Annotated in this window: 13 protein-coding genes; 7 read left to right on the forward strand and 6 right to left on the reverse strand. The window is 43.4% G+C overall.

Annotated elements, in window-relative coordinates; all coding sequences use genetic code 11:
* Positions 1-49: 49 nt before the first annotated feature.
* Together MIC7113_RS38690 and MIC7113_RS18850 are read left to right on the forward strand one after the other, a co-directional pair.
* Positions 50-175: a hypothetical protein gene (locus MIC7113_RS38690; protein ID WP_256374758.1), complete on the forward strand. Its 126-nt coding sequence runs from the start codon at positions 50-52 to the stop codon at positions 173-175.
* A gap of 30 nt (positions 176-205) precedes the next feature.
* Positions 206-721, forward strand: a complete 516-nt coding sequence (locus tag MIC7113_RS18850) for a leucine-rich repeat domain-containing protein (RefSeq protein WP_015183765.1) — start codon at positions 206-208, stop codon at positions 719-721.
* Positions 722-746: 25 nt separating this feature from the next.
* On the opposite strand, the gene MIC7113_RS18855 is transcribed toward MIC7113_RS18850, so the two are convergent.
* The 3 genes from MIC7113_RS18855 to MIC7113_RS36610 all read right to left on the reverse strand — a co-directional run bounded on the left by MIC7113_RS18855 (position 747) and on the right by MIC7113_RS36610 (position 4,147).
* Positions 747-1,250 (reverse strand): hypothetical protein, encoded by a 504-nt coding sequence (locus MIC7113_RS18855; RefSeq protein WP_015183766.1) that lies wholly within the window; start codon positions 1,248-1,250, stop codon positions 747-749.
* Between the two features lie 226 nt (positions 1,251-1,476).
* The gene (locus MIC7113_RS18860) at positions 1,477-3,816 is read right to left on the reverse strand and encodes a serine/threonine-protein kinase (RefSeq protein ID WP_015183767.1); all 2,340 of its coding nucleotides are present in this window, start codon (positions 3,814-3,816) and stop codon (positions 1,477-1,479) included.
* Between the two features lie 118 nt (positions 3,817-3,934).
* Positions 3,935-4,147, reverse strand: a complete 213-nt coding sequence (locus MIC7113_RS36610; RefSeq protein WP_155898042.1) for a hypothetical protein — start codon at positions 4,145-4,147, stop codon at positions 3,935-3,937.
* 440 nt (positions 4,148-4,587) lie between these two features.
* On the opposite strand from MIC7113_RS36610, the gene MIC7113_RS18865 reads away from it, so the two are divergent.
* The 4 genes from MIC7113_RS18865 to MIC7113_RS18880 all read left to right on the forward strand — a co-directional run bounded on the left by MIC7113_RS18865 (position 4,588) and on the right by MIC7113_RS18880 (position 14,483).
* Positions 4,588-10,632: a hybrid sensor histidine kinase/response regulator gene (locus MIC7113_RS18865; RefSeq protein WP_015183768.1), complete on the forward strand. Its 6,045-nt coding sequence runs from the start codon at positions 4,588-4,590 to the stop codon at positions 10,630-10,632.
* A gap of 58 nt (positions 10,633-10,690) precedes the next feature.
* Positions 10,691-12,127, forward strand: a complete 1,437-nt coding sequence (locus tag MIC7113_RS18870) for a response regulator (protein ID WP_015183769.1) — start codon at positions 10,691-10,693, stop codon at positions 12,125-12,127.
* Between the two features lie 48 nt (positions 12,128-12,175).
* Entirely contained in the window at positions 12,176-12,571 is a 396-nt protein-coding gene (locus MIC7113_RS18875) for a response regulator (RefSeq protein ID WP_015183770.1), read from the forward strand.
* Between the two features lie 181 nt (positions 12,572-12,752).
* Complete coding sequence (locus MIC7113_RS18880; RefSeq protein WP_015183771.1) at positions 12,753-14,483, forward strand: adenylate/guanylate cyclase domain-containing protein; 1,731 nt, start codon at positions 12,753-12,755, stop codon at positions 14,481-14,483.
* 205 nt (positions 14,484-14,688) lie between these two features.
* On the opposite strand, the gene MIC7113_RS18885 is transcribed toward MIC7113_RS18880, so the two are convergent.
* Positions 14,689-15,279, reverse strand: a complete 591-nt coding sequence (locus tag MIC7113_RS18885) for a hypothetical protein (protein WP_015183772.1) — start codon at positions 15,277-15,279, stop codon at positions 14,689-14,691.
* 210 nt (positions 15,280-15,489) lie between these two features.
* Positions 15,490-16,551: an aromatic ring-hydroxylating dioxygenase subunit alpha gene (locus tag MIC7113_RS18890; protein ID WP_015183773.1), complete on the reverse strand. Its 1,062-nt coding sequence runs from the start codon at positions 16,549-16,551 to the stop codon at positions 15,490-15,492.
* Positions 16,552-16,925: 374 nt separating this feature from the next.
* Between MIC7113_RS18890 and MIC7113_RS18895 the strand changes: the two genes are divergently transcribed.
* Entirely contained in the window at positions 16,926-17,396 is a 471-nt protein-coding gene (locus tag MIC7113_RS18895) for a hypothetical protein (protein ID WP_155898044.1), read from the forward strand.
* 190 nt (positions 17,397-17,586) lie between these two features.
* Here MIC7113_RS18895 and MIC7113_RS18900 read toward each other — a convergent pair whose 3' ends face one another.
* Positions 17,587-19,608: an FAD-dependent oxidoreductase gene (locus tag MIC7113_RS18900; RefSeq protein WP_015183775.1), complete on the reverse strand. Its 2,022-nt coding sequence runs from the start codon at positions 19,606-19,608 to the stop codon at positions 17,587-17,589.
* Between the last annotated feature and the right edge of the window lie 7 nt (positions 19,609-19,615).

Below are 19,615 nucleotides of genomic sequence, written 5' to 3' on the forward strand. Positions count from 1 at the left end.
CAATTACAGAAATGAATAACTACTTCTATGATTGTCAGAAACCTGGTTTTTGAGGGAAACCGAATTTTTCGATGTGGAAGTCATTGCTCTGGCAGATGTGTGCAATAACCGTTACGGGATGCTGATAATGTGGCGATCGCTATGCATCACGCTAACGCCTAAACGTTACACTTGACCCAGAGATTCTCATTGGTTGTGAGTGCTAGTGACAGACGAAGAACTGCTCGACGTTATTGAAAAAGCAGCGAAGGAGGGCGCAACGTCCCTTAACCTATCAGAAAAGAAACTGACGACGCTGCCAAAAGAAATCGGTAATCTCACCCATCTAACAGCGCTAGACCTCTACAACAACCAATTGACGACACTGCCAAAAGCAATCGGCAATCTTACCCGTCTGACTCAACTCTACCTTGGCAGTAATCAACTGACGACGCTGCCAAAAGAAATCGGAAGTCTCACCCATCTGATACAGCTTTTCCTCAGCGACAATCAGCTAACGGCACTGCCCAAAGAAATCGGAAATTTTACCAATTTAATGCAGCTTCACCTCCGTCATAACCAACTGAAAGTGCTTCCCAAAGAAATCTCTAATCTCACCAACCTGACAGCACTATCCCTCAGGGATAATCCACTGACTTCGCCACCTCAGGAGATTGTTCAGCAAGGGGCGCAGGTCATTTTGACTTATCTTTGTGAGCAATGGTCGGATAGTCAACGATAATGAATCTCGAACATGAAGAACCCAATTAATCTGGTGTCACTTTAATTTTGGGGTCTATATGAAGTTTACTTTTTTTCCGGGCGGCTAGCCTTTCCCATCCGCTATAACCATAGGTGGCTTCTAATTTTTCTTTAACAATATCTAAAGTAAAAAGGAATTTTTCCGCCTGCTCTTGACAATATTCCGCTTCATAGACACGAATTCCATGAATTAACTTATTCCGCATCTTGGCTAAAGTACAAATTTGTTGCCATTCCTGATTGCCAATCACTTCAATTAGTGTTCTCTGATGGGGTTCATAAATTAACCATTGTTCTTTCAAAGCCATCAAGCCTCTCGCTAAACTCATTAATTGTTCAGCCGACTTACTAGTAAAACCAGCAGAGACAATGATTTGTCGTAGGGTACGCCTCAACATTTTTTCAGCGGTAAATACTGCTGTCACCAAGGCTTCTGAACAATATCCATCTCGGATTAATGATTCTATTCGTTTCTTGGCTTCGTCATACCCTAGAGTGACTGGATACATTGGGATAGCTGGATAAATAGGTAGTTATATTGTTACCTGAACTCCAAAAAAAAGACCCCAGAAGGGTACACTGGGGTTCAGCAAACTTATGCTTTCTCTCTGCCTATGAGCTATCTTGCTCAAGATACCAGCCTCCACACTCAACTCTTATCTGCTCAGAGAAGGGCATTTGTGTAAAGGCAGATTGTATACAACAACACAACTTGTACCTTGAAACCTCGCCCAGTTAAGGATAAACCTGCCAAATTTTGATGGATTGGTCAAGGCTGCCACTGATGAGGGTCTTTCCATCGGGACTGAAGCTGAGAGAATCAACTACACTCAGGTGAGCCTGTAGAGTCCGAATCAGTTTTCCGGTTTCTAGATTCCAAACTTTAATGATTCCTGCCTTGGAATCCCAAGTGCTAGTAGCAAACGTTTTCCCATCGGGACTGATAGCTACTTTATCAACCGGATTCGGTGGATTGAATGTATGTATCAGTTTGCCGGTATGCACATTCCAAGTGGCGATCGCTCCCTGTTCTCCCTTGGTAATACCACTCACTACAGTTTGACCATCAGGACTAATACTAATGGAATCTAAAGCACCAACTTGTCCCTCTAAGGTGCGGATCAAGTCTCCAGTACGCCGATTCCATAGGGTGATGCTACCGTCAAACCCAGTACTGGCAAGCGTCTGTCCATCCTGACTAAAAACCAGAGAATCAACACCCGATGCTTGTGCATCCAGAATGCGGATCAGTTTTCCCGTTTGCAAGTCCCAAAGCTTGATGCTTTCATTCGCGCTACTGGCAAGGGTTTGCCCATCGGGACTGATTGCCACAAACTTTCCATCCTCTACGGATTTTGGGATGGTGTGGAGTAGTTTGCCAGTGCCCAAATGCCAAAGCTGAATACTGCCTTTATCTCCAGAGACGCCCGATTGATCGGAACTATGATTAGTCGTGCTCGTGATCAAAATCTGACTATCGGGACTGAGGGCAACTGACCAAACTGGATACTGAGTATCTAAGGTGTAACGCCGTTTTCCGGTCGGCAGATCCCAAACTGTAATTTTACTTTGCTGCTGGTCTTTGAGCGAGCGAGATGTGCCCTGTTCAGCAGAGGGAGAAACTTCCCACCAATCACTATCACTCCCACTGACCAGGGTTTGACCATCTGGGCTGATGGCAAGGGACAGTATTGAGCCTGACTTAGAGATAGTATAGATGGGTTGAGCCATTTCTAAAAAGTCAGACCTGGGTGGCTCAGTGTCTAATAGCGTCGAGAGTGAATCCCCAGGAGAAAGCTGTGTCTCAGTCCAATGATTAGCTGCCAATCGCACCAAACTACTGGTTGCGAAAATCATCAACGTAGCAAATCCCACTCTTACAGCTGCCGCTTGCCGCAGGTTTTTCGGTGTCGTCGTAACCCATGAATCATGCGGATGAGCGACAGGCTGAATCGGAGCTTCTGATGCCACGTCAAACGGAAAAACGCACTGGGTTTGATCACAATAGTCCTCGAAAATGTCTGCATCCAACCAGCCTGGGGTTTGTAGGGGTGATGCGGTGGAAGCCTGAACCGCTGGTTTTGGAGTGGTTTGAGGTGTAGACCGGCTATGGGTTCTAGGGACTGAAAAAGTTTGTGTGGCTCTTGGAGTCGGCACAAGGTTTAAGTCCCTGACAACTTCCGCGACGGATTGATAGCGTCGCTTGGTCGCACTTTGCAGTAATTTGTCCAAAACCCTGGCTAAAGCATCACTCACTGGATTGAGTAAGAAATCTCGCCAAACCCAGGTATCCTCACTGCTATCAAATAAATCAAAGGGTGGAATCTGGGTGAGCAGATGAATGCAGGTGACGCCTAAGCTGTAAAGATCGCTAGCAAAAACGGCTTTACCTCTAATTTGTTCAGGAGCGGTATATTCAGCACTACCAATGGAAGTTCCTGTCTTCAATAAGGCGGTTCCTGTTGCGAATTTGGCGGCACCAAAATCGACTAAAACCAGTTGACTTTTTCGGGAATGTGTGAGTGTTGCCCCCCGTTGGGTTCCGAGAGTGGGGGAAATGCGGCGAATGATATTGGCGGGTTTAATGTCCCGGTGGATGACCTGATGGTCATGGACAAATTTGAGGATGGGTAGCAAACTGGTGAGCAATTCCCGAATCTGGCTTTCGTTGAAAGCGCCTTCCTCTGTGAGTTCTTGAGCGAGATTTTGCCCCTCGATACATTCTTGGACTAAGTATTGCTGTCCTTTTTGTTCAAAATAAGCCAATAGTGTGGGGATTTGGGGATGTTTGCCGAGTTCCTTTAATCGCTTAGCTTCCTGGCGAAATAATTCTGCGGCTTTCTGGGCATGATCCGTACCGGGTTGTTGGGGGAAAAACTGCTTAATCACACAGCGTGGTTGAGAGGGTTTACCTCCATCCACCGCCAGAAAGGTTCTGCCAAAGCCACCTTGACCAATTAGCTTTAGGGCTTGATAACGCTTGTGTAATAACAAGGCTGACCCGCAGCTTCGGCACAACTGGATGTCCTTGGGGTTTTGGGGCTTCGAGCAGCTTGGATTCAGGCAATAGCTCATAACTGGGAAGCGATTAGCAGAATGAATCTATGGTAAGTCTTCCCCATAATTCCTAGGTTATGGGGCAGGATCAGCCTTGCGACATAATTTATTAATTGCTTTTGTGCGATGAAAATACTTAACTCATATTCTCAGAGTTATAGCTTAAATCCAATGACTCCCTGGGTAGGAGCATAGATCGGCGGGCTGGTTTTCTGCTGGGCAAGGAATAATTTGGTAGGGGAAAGGCGATCGCACGTTTGACGGCTTCCCACAGATGAGGAGGTGCGATCGCGGCTTCCGTGTCTTTGCCATTAGCGCATTGCCTATAGGGAGCATCCCATTTTTGCAAATAACTTTTTCGGTCTCAGTACTATCCCCTTTTCCTCCTTGTCTCTTCTCAAAACTGTTGATGCAACTCTTATTAGCCATTGCTTGTTAGTGAAACATGCTAACGTTAGGATCATCTGAATTAGGATTGCGGTGCATCGTTACTCTCTGAGCATAAACCTCGTCATCTACCGCGATCATTCATCGTGTTGATCAAATCTTTTCAAACAATCATTGTAAGTATTGGTACGAGTGTAGACTTTAGCTTTTGCATCAAAACTCTTGGGTTATAATGCTATTTTCTATCTGTACGAAAGCTAAAATCCCGATTAGTTTTATCTTTATCTCCTCTGAGTGATTTTAAAGAGTTCATTCCCAGCGGATAAAGCTGTTACTTTGTAATTTTTTATACCTCAAACCTCTGTTTATCTACAAATTCCTCATTGTAAATCCAACCTAACTATGATTACTATTCCTGGCTATCAGATTATTAACCAAATTTATGAAAGTGCCAATTCTATTGTCTATCGAGGTATACGAGAGCAGGATAGCAATACAGTAATTCTCAAAGTTCTGAAACAAGACTACCCCACGCCTCAGGAACTCACTCGATATAAGCAGGAATATGAAATCACTCGTAATCTGAACATCGATGGTGTGGTTAAAGCTTATGCCTTAGAACCGTATCAAAGAACTCTGGTCATTATCTTAGAGGATTTTGGCGCATCATCCTTAAAGCAATTATTCAATGGCTCTGTAGATGCAGGGCATGTCTTATCTCTAGCGAAATTCCTCAAGTTAGCCATCAAAATAGCAGAGATATTGGGCGCGATTCACAGTGGCAATATTATTCATAAAGATATTAATCTTGCCAACATCGTCTTTAACCCAGAAACAGAAATTATCAAAATCATCGACTTTGGTATCTCCACTCAATTAACCCGCGAAAATCCTACGCTGAAAAATCCCAATGTTTTAGAAGGCACATTAGCCTATATGTCACCGGAGCAAACGGGACGAATGAATCGTTCTTTAGATTACCGCACTGACTTTTACTCTCTCGGCGTTACCTTCTACGAATTACTGACGGGACACTTACCTTTTGCAAGTAGCGAGGCATTGGAACTGGTGCATTGTCATATCGCAAAACAGCCAATACCCCCTCATCTTTTAGGAGGAGAGGAGGAGACCGGAGCTTTAGTGAGGAGCAGAGGGGGAGAACCTTGTCCTAAAGCCGTTTCGGATATTGTCATGAAGCTGATGGCGAAAACGGCAGAGGAACGATATCAAAGTGCCTGGGGACTCAAAGCTGATTTAGAAGAATGTCTGTTTCAGTTACAAGCTAATGGGACTATAGCAGATTTCCCTCTCGGTTCTAAGGATATTTCCGACAAGTTTCAAATTCCCCAAAAGCTTTACGGACGAGAGTCAGAAGTTAAAACCTTACTAACAGCGTTTGATAGAGTGAGCCAAGGCACAACTGAAATGATGCTAGTGGCGGGTTATTCCGGCATCGGTAAATCAGTATTGGTGGCAGAAGTTCATAAACCCATCACTCAAAAGCGTGGCTATTTCATCTCCGGAAAATTTGACCAGTTTCAGCGCAATATTCCATACTCAGCTGTCGTCAGTGCTTTCGCCGGATTGGTGCGCCAACTGTTAACGGAAAGCGAAGCACAACTAAACCTTTGGCGAGAAAAACTCCTTGCTGCTTTTGGTTCCAATGGACAAGTGATTATTGAAGTGATTCCGGAAGTGGAACTGATTATAGGCAAGCAACCACCCGTGCCAGAATTAAGCTCTACTGAGTCCCAGAATCGCTTTAATCTGGTTTTCCAAAACTTGATTCGGGCATTTTGTGCAAAAGAGCATCCCTTAGTGATCTTTCTAGACGATTTGCAGTGGGCAGACTCGGCAACGCTCAAGTTAATCGAACTGATGATGACGGATACAGATACACAATACCTATTTCTAATAGGGGCGTATCGGAATAACGAAGTCAACCCCACTCATCCGTTGATGATAACTCTTGAGGGGGTACGGAATCTTGGGGCAACTATCAACTTTATTACCTTAGCTCCCTTAGATAGTAAACATATTAGCCAGTTAATTGCCGATACTTTGCACAGTGACGCCTCTTCAGTAAAACCCTTGGCGGAGTTGGTAGTGCATAAAACAGGAGGCAATCCTTTCTTTGTCTATGAGTTTCTCAAAACCCTACATGCCGAAAACCTGATAACTTTTGATCTTGAATATCACGGCTGGCAGTGGAATGTTTCAAACATTGAAGCTAAGGGCATTACTGACAATGTGGTGGAGTTGATGATTGGCAAGTTGAAGAAACTGCCACCAGTTACACAGCAAGTTTTACGTTTAGCAGCTTGTGTAGGTGCGGATTTCGACTTAAACACCCTTTCTATCATCAGTGAAAAATCCACATCGGAAGTTTGTAAAGACCTAACAGTAGCAGTTCAGTCCGGGTTAATCTTGCCCACATCCGAGTTAGATGAAGAACTGTTAATTCAAGATTATAAATTCTTGCATGACCGGGTGCAGCAAGCAGCTTACTCTCTGATTGACGAAAAACATAAACAAGAAATCCACTTAAAAATTGGTCGCCTTCTGTTGAATAAGTTTGAAAAATATGAGTTAGAAGAACGAATTTTTGATATAGTCAATCACCTGAACACAGGACAATCATTGCTCGGTGATAAATGGGAAAAAGAACAATTAGCTAGATTAAATCTAATCGCTGGAAGAAAAGCTAAATTATCTTCAGCCTATCAACCTGCATTAATATATATAACGAACGGGATAAAACTTTTACCCCCTAATAGCTGGGAGGAAGACTATCATCAGACATTTTCATATCACCTTGAAAAAGGTGAAATAGAATATTTAACGGCTAGTTGGGACGAAGCTTTATCAACTTTTGATGAAGCCCTTGAGCATATCGATAGTTTGTTAGATCGGTGTAAAGTCAATGAATATAAAGTGACGTTATATCGAATGAAAAATGATTTGGAATCCTCCTTATATCTGGGAGTACAGACCCTTGAACTATTGGGAATCAATTTGAAAGCTTTTCCTGAAGAAGATGAACTTATCGCCGAAGTGAATCAGGCTAATGAGACAATCGCTGCCCGGAAAATTGAAAATTTTATAGACCTTCCTGAAATGCAAGACCCTGAAAAACTTGCTGCTATGGTACTCCTTAGAGAATGTGTACCTCCATCTTACTTTTTAGGGTCTAGATTGCTGTTCATACTAGGCATAAAAATGATTGAGCTATCGCTCACCTATGGAAATAGTCCTCATTCTTCAGTTGGGTATATATATTATTCATTAACACTTGCCTTTGTAGCGCAAGATTTTGAAACCGCCTATAAGTTTGGAAATTTAGCCTTGAGATTGAACGATGACAAGTATCAAATGAAGCGTTATGAAGCATTAATTTTAAATATGTGGGGAGGATTTGTTTCCCATTACACTGAACCTCTTGATCGCTCTAAAGAGCATTTAATGAGAGGTTATTATAGCGGCGTAGCAAACGGTGCATATCAATGGGCCGGATATTGTGCAATCAACTTTTTGTTCATGTGTTTTTGGGGCACTGATTCGTTAAAAGAATTATCAGAAGAAATTGACAAAATTATCCCCGGCTTGAAAAAAGTTGATCCAAATATGGTGCAATATTATTATGCGATTAAAGCGACTATTTATAATTTGATTGAACCTGTTGAGGATTGGAGTGTTCTTAATGAATCCTTATGGCCGAATGCCAAGGAGATCATTAAGTCTTGCCTTGAAAAAAATGATTTATTCACGGTATTTATAGAAATAGCCTGTAAATTGTCTTTAGCCAACTGGTATTCAGATTCTGAGAAAGCAATAGAGTATGCTAACTCTGCCGAAAAATATTTGCTAGGCGCGACGGGGATTTTTATTAATCCGGCTTTCCATTTTCATCAATGTCTAGCTTTATCAGTTGGGTATGACTATGCTGATGGTGAAAAACAGGCACAGTACGTGGAGAAGATTCAATCGAATCTTGAGAAATTCAAACTCTGGAGTAAACATTGTCCGAGTACCTACCTTCATCAACGTCTGCTAATCGAAGCTGAGTTGGCGCGAATTACAGGCAATGCTCTGGAAGCGCAGGATTTGTATGACCAAGCGATCTCCTCAGCCCGAGAAAATAAATTTTTGCAGAATGAAGCGCTAGCGTCGGAACTAGCAGCTAAGTTTTGGTTAGGGAAAGGGAAGGAGAAGATTGCTAGAGTCTACATGAGTGAAGCCCACTATGGCTACCAGCGCTGGGGCGCTAAGCGCAAGATGGAAGATTTGGAGGAAAAATATCCGCAATTAGTGGCTAAATCATCTGGCGTGAGGAGCATTACAGAGACACCCACAGCAACAACCAGAAGTACTAGTACTGGAACAGGCGTAGCTTTAGATATAGCTACTGTGATGAAAGCGTCTCAAGCGATTTCCGGCGAAATTGTACTGGATAAATTACTCACTGCTTTGATGAGAATTCTCATTGAGAATGCCGGAGCGCAATGTGGCTATTTGATTTTAGAAACTGAGGAAAAACTACGGATTGAAGCGTCAGGTTCCGTAAATTCAGATAACATCACAGTGTTGCAGTCAATCCCCATTGAAAGCGATCGGAGAGTTTCGCAGACTATCATCAATTATGTCGCTCGCACTTGTGAAAGTGTAGTCTTGAATGATGCCACTCATGAGGGCAACTTTACTAACGACCCCTATATCAAAGAGCATCAGCCCAAATCTATCTTGTGCGTTCCTCTGATTAATCAAGGCAAACTTACCAGTATTGTTTACCTAGAAAATAATCTGACAACTGGAGCCTTTACCCCCGATCGATTAGAAGTCTTAAAAGTCCTCTCCTCCTCTGCCGCCATCTCTATTGAAAATGCACGGCTTTATGCCGATTTAGCCGAGTCTAACCGCACCCTAGAAACGAAAGTAGAGGAACGCACAGCCGAATTAGGGGTAGCGAAAGAAAAGGCTGAAGTTGCAAATAAAGCTAAAAGCACCTTCCTCGCCAACATGAGCCATGAATTGCGTACCCCCCTCAATGCTATTCTTGGCTTTTCTCAACTGATGACTCGCTCTAAAACCCTACCCCCCGAACATATCGAAAATGTTGGTATCATCAGCCGTAGCGGCGAACACCTGCTCACCCTGATTAACAACGTCCTAGATTTATCTAAAATTGAGGCGGGACGCACCACCCTTAACGAAACGAACTTCGACCTCTATCGTCTGCTTGACGACTTAGAAGATATGTTCCGCTTCAAGGCTAATGATAAGGGATTGCAGTTGATTTGCGAACGCGCATCGGATGTTCCTCAATATATGCGAACTGATGAAACCAAGTTGCGTCAAATCTTGATTAACCTACTTAGTAACGCCCTCAAATTTACCAAACAAGGAGGGGTATCGGTGCGAGTGGGAATGAACAATAGTCAATCACTAAAAGCTACTGGCAAAGAGTCAGGAATAAGCCCTAAAAAATTAGCAATTACCTTTGAAATCGAAGACACAGGTGCAGGCATGGCGGCGGAAGAGTTAGATACCCTCTTTGAAGCCTTCGTGCAAACCAAAACAGGCAAAGAATCCCAAGAAGGGACAGGCTTAGGCTTGCCCATAACGCGCTCTTTTGTGCAACTAATGGGTGGCAAAATAACCGTAAGATCTTCTGTTGGCAAGGGCACCCTCTTCAAGTTTGACATTTTAGTTAGCCCGGTTGATGCCGCTTCCATCACAACCAAACAACCCACTCGCCAAGTCATTGCCTTAGAACCCAACCAACCCCGCTACCGTATCCTGATTGCCGATGACAAATGGAGCAATCGCCAGCTACTGATTAAACTGTTGAATCCCCTTGGTTTTGAACTCAGAGAAGCCAGCAATGGTAAAGAGGCTGTTGAAATCTGGGACGAGTGGGAACCGCACTTAATCTGGATGGATATGCAGATGCCAGTTATGGATGGCTACGAAGCAACCAAACAAATTAAAGCCACCATCAAAGGGCAAGCCACTGCCGTCATTGCCTTGACAGCCACTAGTTTAGAAGAAGAACGAGCCGTTGTGTTATCTGCTGGTTGCGATGATTTTATCCGTAAACCATTCCGAGAGGCAGACATTTTTGACACGATGAACAAACATATTGGTGTACGTTATATCTACGAAGATGTTAGGGACGTTCAATCCCTCACAACAATAAACACAAACACTTCTGTTGATATTCAAGAAATTCTAACTCCGACTGCGCTTGCCGCTCTCCCCTTCGATTTACTCACTAATTTAGAAGAGGCGACAATCCGTTCCAAGATGAACCAAATTGACAGCCTAATTAATGAAATCCGTACTCTTGATGCCCCTTTAGCCGATGCCTTGGCGATTTTAGCTGAGGGTTTTGAGTATCCCAAGATAGCTTCCTTAATTGGGCAAGCCAAAGAAACTCTTCGTTCGTAGTTTCGCTTTAGCCGTAAAGGGCAACTATAAACCTAATCATTTATCAAAAAAAACAATAATGAACAAGTCAAAAGGAACTATTTTAGTCGTTGATGATACCCCAGCCAATGTACGCTTTTTAGTGGGGACGTTGACGGAAAACGGCTACACCGTTAGACCTGCTATTGATAGCCAATCAGCACTGGTCGGGGCATTAGCAGAACCGCCCGATCTGATTTTGTTGGACATTCAAATGCCGAATATGAATGGCTATGAAGTCTGCTCTAAGCTCAAAGCTTCTCCAACAACTCGCCACATCCCGGTTATCTTTATCAGTGCCTTGAGTGAAGTGCTAGATAAAGTAAAAGCTTTTGGAGTTGGCGGGGTGGACTACATCACTAAGCCTTTTCAATTGGAAGAGGTTTTGGCTCGCGTGGAAACCCATTTGGCGATTCAATATCTGCAAAAAAGCCTCCTCCAGAAAAATGAGGAATTAGCCCAAACCAATCACGAATTGATAAACACCCTGCAACAACTAAAAACTACCCAAGAAGAACTAATTCAAAAAGAAAAAATGGCTGCATTGGGACAACTCGTTGCAGGCATTGCCCATGAAATTAATACACCCTTGGGAGCCATTCGCTCTTCAGTCGGGAATATTTCTGAATCTTTGAATCAAACTCTAGAACAGTTACCGACACTGTTTCAATCTCTCTCTCTAGAGCAAGCACAGGATTTTTTAGCTTTACTGCAACGGTCACTCCAATCCCAACTAACATTATCTACCAAAGAAGAACGCCGATTAAAGAGAGCTTTAAAGAACCAACTGGAATCGGAAGAAATTAAAAATGCTGACATCCTTGCTGATGCCTTAGTTGATATGGGAATTTATAATGAAGTTGATGCCTTTTTACCACTATTAAAACGACCCGATAGCTCACACATCTTAGAAATAGCCTATAACCTTTCAGGTATCCAAAAAGGAGCTACCACAATTAACACAGCTACAGAACGTGCTTCTAAAGTGGTGTTTGCTTTGAAAACTTATGCCCGTTACGACCAGTCGGGTGAAATGATTCCAGCCAACCTGAGTGAAGGAATTAACACCGTGTTAACTCTATATCAAAACCAACTCAAAAAAGGAATAGAGGTGAAGAGAAACTATACAGAATTACCACCAGTACTATGTTATCCTGACGAACTCAATCAAGTTTGGACAAATCTCATCCATAATGCCTTACAAGCGATGGATTATCGAGGCACTTTAACGATTGAGGTGATGCAGCAAGAGCAGTATGCTTCTATCAGTATTACTGATACTGGCGCAGGGATACCCGAAGAAATTAAACCGAAAATATTTGAACCATTTTTTACTACTAAGCCCCCAGGTGAAGGTAGTGGGTTAGGGTTAGATATCGTTAAAAAAATTATTAAAAAACACCAGGGGAAAATTGAAGTTGAATCGATTCCTGGTCAAACTAAATTTATCGTTTCACTGCCAATAGCAAATAGCTAATAGTAGAAAGCCGATGAATAATGAACCGTTAGCAATAAACAATGAGCAATGAGCAAACCTATTATTTTGTGTGTTGATGATGAGAAGATCGTATTGGAGAGTCTTAAAAGACAACTTAGAACAGCATTTAGGGATGTCTACTCTTATGAAGTAGCCCAAGATGCCGATGAAGCTCTAGAGTTAATTAAGGAACTCAATGAGTCGGAAATGCTCATCGTAATCGTTGTCTCGGATTGGTTAATGCCTGGTATGAGAGGGGATGAATTTCTCATAACAGTCCATCAGCAATTTCCTAATATTATTAAAATCATGCTAACAGGCCAAGCTGATGAAGCAGCAATTGAACGAGCTCACAATGAAGCCAACCTCTATCGCTGCTTACATAAACCTTGGTCTAAAGAAGAATTAGTGGAAACTATTCAATCAGTTTTGGCAAAACTATAACTGACCTAATGCGGGTCAGGGGATATTGGTTATTTGGAAGAATCTGTTCCCCCTGCTCTGAATTTATGTATGCTTCAAAAGAGCAGTTACCTGCCACATAGATAGCAACGGATGCGTTATAGGTCAACCCCCTAGATTTATGTAAAAGTTTATACAAATAACCAATAATTAAAAACTGATTATGACTAAACAAGTAATTATCTGTGTTGATGATGAGACAACTGTACTCAGAAGTCTGAAAGCTGAACTAAAAAAGGCAGTTGGGAATGCTTACTTGATCGAAATTGCTGAAGGGGCAGAGGAGGCTTTAGAGTTAGTTGAAGAATTGCTAGAGAAAGGAGATGAAGTACCGTTAGTTATTTCTGACTATATTATGCCCGATATGAAGGGAGATGAGTTGTTAAAGCGTGTTCATCAGCTTTCTGCCAAAACGCTGAAAATCATGCTAACGGGGCAAGCTGACCTGGAAGCCGTAACGAATGCAATCAACTATGCAAAATTATATCGTTATATCGCCAAGCCTTGGCAATCTGAAGACTTAAGATTGACGGTTACGGAAGCTATAAATAGCTACATTCAGGATAAAAATCTAGATTTAAAAAACGCTAAGCTCCAGCAGTTAAATCTTGAACAAGCAGCACTAATTGCTAAACTCGATGCGAGCGATCGCAAGTTTCGAGCAATTTTTAATCAAACCTTTCAATTTACAGGAATGCTCAACACACAGGGTATTCTTTTAGAAGCTAACCAAACGGCACTTGATTTTGGCGGATTGCAGCTATCTGATGTGGTGGGAAAACCTGTTTGGGAGTGCTACTGGTGGACAATCTCGCCTATCACTCAAGCTCAGTTGCAAGCTGCCGTTACTCAAGCGGTTCAAGGTCAATTTATTCGCTATGAAGTTGATGTGTTAGGGGAAAACAATCGCACGGCTACCCTTGATTTTTCAATTAAGCCTATTTGGGATGCTAGCAGTAAAGTTGAGTATCTCATTGTAGAGGGTCGAGATATTAGCGATCGCAAACAAGCTGAAGCCGAACGAGAACAATTTACGAATGAACTGTATCAACTCAACGAAGCTTTCTCACGATTTGTCCCTAGTCAATTTCTCCAGTTATTAGACAAAAAAAGCATAGCTGATGTTCGATTGGGCGACCAAGTGCAGAAAGAAATGTCGGTGCTATTTTCCGATATTCGCGACTTCACCACCTTATCGGAAAGTATGACACCCCAAGACAGCTTTAACTTTATCAATGACTATCTCTCTTGCATGGAATTAGCGCTGATCGAAAATCAAGGGTTCATTGATAAATACATCGGCGATGGGATTATGGCTTTGTTTAGTGGGGGTGCGGATGATGCTCTTTTAGCGGGAATTTCAATGTTGCAACGGTTGGCTGAATATAATCGAAATCGCGCTAAATTTGGATATGTGTCCATCAAAATTGGCATTGGCATCAATACAGGTTCTTTAATGCTGGGAACTGTCGGTGGAAAAAACCGAATGGATGGTACTGTCATTAGTGATGCGGTCAATTTAGCCGCCCGTTTGGAAAGCCTAACGAAAGAGTATAGGGTACCCTTGTTAATCACTCACTACACTTTGGCTCGTTTGCAAAACCCAATGGAGTATAGTATTCGCTTTATCGACAAGGTTAAAGTTAAAGGAAAATCAAAAGCTGTGGCGGTTTTTGAAGTGTTTGATGGGGATGAGCCTCAAGTCCAAGAGAGGAAGTTAGCCACGAAAACGATCTTTGAAGAAGGATTGTTCCTCTACCATCAGCAGGCAACGAAACAAGCAGCACAACGCTTTAAAGAAGTCTTGAGGCTTAACCCAAAGGATACAGTAGCTCAAATCTATCAGTCGCGCTGTCAGTTTTCAACCTGTTGCAAGAGTCAACTGGCGTTTTGAGTGGTTATGGCTTTATGGCGAGAGTCCATCCGGAATCAGGAGAGACAGAAGAGAAGAAATAGCCTCTCAGTGCCACTAATACGGACAAGCGATCAGGGAATTACAATAGAAAACTACTGGTTTAGTTCTCGCAAGCGATTGCAGTATTTATCCATATCATATAAGCAATTTCGTTTAAGTCCCGCTCAAGTAAATTTGGAATAACTCATTCTAATCCTCCCGACAAAATTTGCATTACTTCTTCCAAATCATTGGGAACTCGGTATAAATTCAAGTCTTGTGTCAAGACACTGTTCTCTCTATCCAGTACGGCAAACTGCCAAACGGTTCCAATTGACACCGCACCGCGCAGAAGTTGTTTGTCTTCGGCTGTAGCAACGGCAATTAGTTCCACAGCAAGTTGCACAAACCCTTTCTGCAAGTTATCATCTTTAGCTTCAATAACAATAAACTGTTTATTGCGAGTTAACAAATAATCCAAAGAACCTCGCAGTTGCTCCGACACTTTCACGGGATATTCCGGTCGGATTTGGACTTGAGTACTTAATGCCAGCTCTATTAAAACAGGAGCAATTAAGAACTCTCTTTTTCCTATCTCACTAGTTAGGGAGACATAGGGCAGATAAGCTTTAATGCGCTCAGAAAGAGCTGTTGTCCCTGGAGGTATCTCACCTTTCTCATGTGCGATCGCTCTCTTCTCTAGTTTGTAGCCAAAGTATTCTAAGATATCTTCTGGATAGTAGGGTAGCTTTGTATACTCCGAAAAACTTATGGATTGGGGAATTTCAATTTTCACGCCAAGTACTCCAATTTACATCCATTCGGCAATTGACTCTAGACTGTAAAACCAAAATTACCCTGATGAATAATGCGATCTGCACAAAGCAGCAGCGCAACGCGATCGCACTATAGTTGTAGGATGCGATCTTCGATAGCGTAACGCATCAAATTATTACAGGTTGGTGCCCTGCGGCTGACGCTACTAACACACCCTACGTGCATCTGCTTACCCCCGCTCCACCTGACTCCTAATCAACCGTTGCACACTCACCAACGCCCGATTCAACTCATAACTTTTCCGTTCAGAATTATTCAAATACGCCTGTTGTTCCTCCTCAATCATCAACACATCCTGACGTACCAATCCATCCAGTAACTTTTGCGCCGAACCAAACAAACTATCTTTCACAAACCGACGAAACCGCACAGGTAACTTGTGCAACCGCCAAAATGCATTCAGCGAAGTGAAATGAATCAAATAAGCACGAGTTTGTGTCTCACTCACTGGGCAAAATAGACAGTAAATCTTGAAATCCTTGCCTAACGTAGAAACCCAATGGGGATAAACATAACTCACATCCAATGGTTCTGGATGGAGGCGACGCAAGGCTGGAAAAAATAACTGAGAAATCGACCAAATTTTGTCAATCTTGTAATAACTTTGTGCCTGGTAATGGACATCCACCCGATTATCTTTTTCTTCGATATCTTCTAATACAGCATCCGTCCAAGCTTGCCAATCCTGATGCAAATGCCCGTGATACATATCCATCAGGTTCTCAATGAGATACGAATAGTGGGCTTTACATTCAATCACCGAAACAGTGGCAATGTAGTTGAGATGTTCCCATTCTGGTACACCCATTGGTTGTATTTGGGCTGAATGCAATGTCTCTACATCGCCCGGAAACAGCCAGATAAAACCATCTTGTTCATGAACGGGATAGGTGCGAATTTTACAGTTTGGTAATTTCTGATTGGCGGCTAAATAAGGAACGGCAGCACACTCACCACTTGACTGAAATTGCCATCCGTGGTAATGACATTCTAAGCGATCGCCGATAACGCAACCATGACTGAGTTTAACCTGCCGATGGGGACAGCGGTCTTCTAAGGCATGGACTCCACCACTATTATCTCGATAAAGGACAATCGGCTGATGCCAGAGAGTGACACCTAAAGGTTGGGTTTGCACCTCAGTGCTACGTGCCACTACATACCAATGATTAGGATTAATGCCCAACTCACGAATATTAAGGTTCTGGACAGTAAGAGAGGGAGATTGCATGATGTTAGCTTGCAGGCGAAATTAGCTGTCGATTTTCGCTGGGAAGAGACTGGAGTCTCTAACCCATCTTTCATCTTTCAATTACAAGTTAATAATCCGTCATTATAAAGACTGAGGGGTCAAACCCTCAGTAAGCAACCGTTGGAGAGGTTTGAGATCGTTTGATGTTTAACGCATCTAGTAATTATGTATACAATTATGAAAAGTATACTTTTTAGCAGATGTACTAAGCTAGAAGCAGGAAGTAGTCCAGCTAACGAATAATCTAAATCTTAGTCCAAGAGCTTATGAATACCGAAAGCTCAAGTTCTAATCAAGATAACCCTTGTAATCTCCCTCCAATGAAAGAGTTGAGCAAGAGAAAAAGATGGGATATGGAGGAAGACATGGAACTCTTGCAAGAACAAGTAAAAAGCTTGAAGCAAGAGTTGGCTCATGGATATGAGTATACAAAGAAATGCCTTCAGGAATTGGAGTATGCAAAGCAAGAACTGGAATGGATGAATCAGGAAATCTCTAATCTGATTAACTCAAAGAAGCTCCCAATGGATGAGGCTAACCCTTTGGCAAGTCGTATGCTCAAACCCAAGGAAGTTGTCGGAAGCACAATTGATGAGTGTAAGGCTAAGTCTCATAAGCTTAGGGTTCAGTCTGCTCAGATGATCGCTTATTCTATTCAGCTTACGACTGAGTCTAAGCAGATTACAGTTCACTCTTATAAAATTCAAGCTCGATCTCGTGAGATTAAGGAGCATTCTTGTGGAGTTAGGGAGCGGTTGGGTAAAAAGAAAGCGAGTTTCCCGGAAACGGTTAAAATGCCAAATCGGTTCGCGATTGCCCTTTAGGGCAATCGCGAACAAAAGATGTAGTAGTTAGCTCCATTGGCTAATCGATACTGGGGATAATTTCCATCCCTTCGCAATTAGCAACAAACTAGTGCAAGAAGGCAGAAGGCAGAAGGTTGAAAGGCTTATACTTTCTACTTTTGGCTCTTTCATTAACGGGTCACTTATTTCCGCCATGCTGCACTAGAAGCTAGATTTTCAAGATACCTTCCGGATTCACTGAAAACAGCGATCGCCTCTTTAACCCCTCTCGCTGCAAAATCTGATTCGCCGCCAGTAACCCACTACTAATCGCCCGTTCCATCAAGCCACAAGGAAAAGGCATCTTCACCCAATCTCCGGCAAAAATCAGATTGGAAATATCAGTGGAAGTTTCCGGGCGTTGGGCATAACTTCCGGGTGGATAGCCCGAAAAATTCTTCTGATTCACCAGTTCCCGATGGAGCATTGTCGCCTGTTTCAGAGAGGGGACAATTTCATAAAGTTCCTGTTCAAATGTTGTGAGTAAAGCTTGTTGATTGGGGAATTGTTTCTCTTTGTAGCAGTAAGCATGTAACTCCACTACACTGCCGCCTGTTTTCTCATGCCAAGCGATAAATTGCTCTTGAATTCGGTGATACAGGGTGATGCTATCGGTGAGTTGATAACCCGATAACGAAGTAAAATTACTGTGTTCCCAATCAAAGTCGCGGTCAAACCAGAAACGAGCAACGGCAAAGGGGTCTGCTACGCTTAATTTCTCCACCTGAGTTTGTACCTGTGGATTCACCTCACCCTCACACCGCTTAAATAACTGCTGCACTCCAGGTACATCGGTGGCAAACACATAATAATCGGCCTGAATTGTCTCTCCCGATGGCTGTAAAGGTGCAATCCCTGGCACCCCTACCAACTGAACTTGCTGATCTTGACGTTGAGTAATTTGGAAGCGAGGTAAATTTCGTTGAGCCGGCCCTGCCAAGACTCGCCCTTCAGCATCATAGAGTGCGCCGTGGCAAGGACAAAGGAACTTCCCATCCGCTTGGTGCTGCACGGTACAGCCTTGGTGAGTGCAGGTGAGAGAAATGGCTTCATCGCTTCCCGGTACGGCGGCAAAAACGGCATCCCCCGCCCCGTAATAGTCCAGCATTCCTTGAGTTGCGGCTACCTCAGACTCGGAGTTGCCCACGCTACGCTGAACCCAAAAGGGAACATCATTTTGCACACTTCCCTGCTGATAGCTGAGAGATGCAATCTGATCATGCTGGCAGTGAATGCGGCTGACGGTTGCTTCTGTGACAATCTTGCCGCCCCGTTGCCCAATGGCTTGACGGATGGGTTGCACTAAACTGGTACCCATATCTTGCCGGGTGCCATTAAACGCCAATCCCTCTGGATTGCCAAAAAAGTAGAAGTGGAAAAACTGCATTAGTTCTCCCACACTCAACACATCTGGGGCGTTCAGGCTGGATTTGGCAAAGGGTAAAAAGTATAAATCATAAAGTCCTTGGGGGAAATCGGGCTGAATCCATTGAGCCACGGAGAGGGAATCCAGGCGATCAAAACTCTCTGGAATCTGAAATCCTCCAATTTCCCGAAACACTTTCCAGTGTTGCAGTTTGGTGAGATTAATCCCCCAGCGTAGCCAATTGGGAGAGGCGATCGCTAAATCGACCACATTCCAGGGAAACGCCGAATGGTTGGGTTTAAACACCTCTGGCTGGTATTTGCCATCCCGAAAAACCACCGCATAAGACTTTAACGAGACAAAATTATCACGAATTTTGAGTTCTTTAACCAGGCTGTTGAGGTTGTAATATTGCGGGAAAAAACCGTGAAACCCATGCTCCATCATGAAGGTTTCCTCGCCTACCTGGATCGGCCAACTGGCAATTTTCCCTCCCAATTGAGGCGACTTCTCTAACAGGGTGACACTAAATCCACGTTGACTCAGTTCATAGGCACAAGCTAGCCCCGCAAGTCCTGCCCCCACCACAACCACCGTTTTGGGTTGGCTCAAATGGCGGGGCAAATCCAGGGTATCTTGCTGAAAAACCGTGGGCTGAGGCTTCGAGAAACGAGAGTATCCTATGACACTCCCTACAGCACCGACACCCAGTACTTTGAGTGCAGTCCGGCGAGAGATTGAAGGAACGTTCTGTCTGCTTTCTTCCTCCGGGTTCGGGGGGAGTGAGGGGGGTGGTGATAGAGGAGAATTGGATGATTGACTCATGCGATCG

The sequence above is a fragment of the Allocoleopsis franciscana PCC 7113 genome (assembly GCF_000317515.1).
GTDB lineage: Bacteria > Cyanobacteriota > Cyanobacteriia > Cyanobacteriales > Coleofasciculaceae > Allocoleopsis > Allocoleopsis franciscana.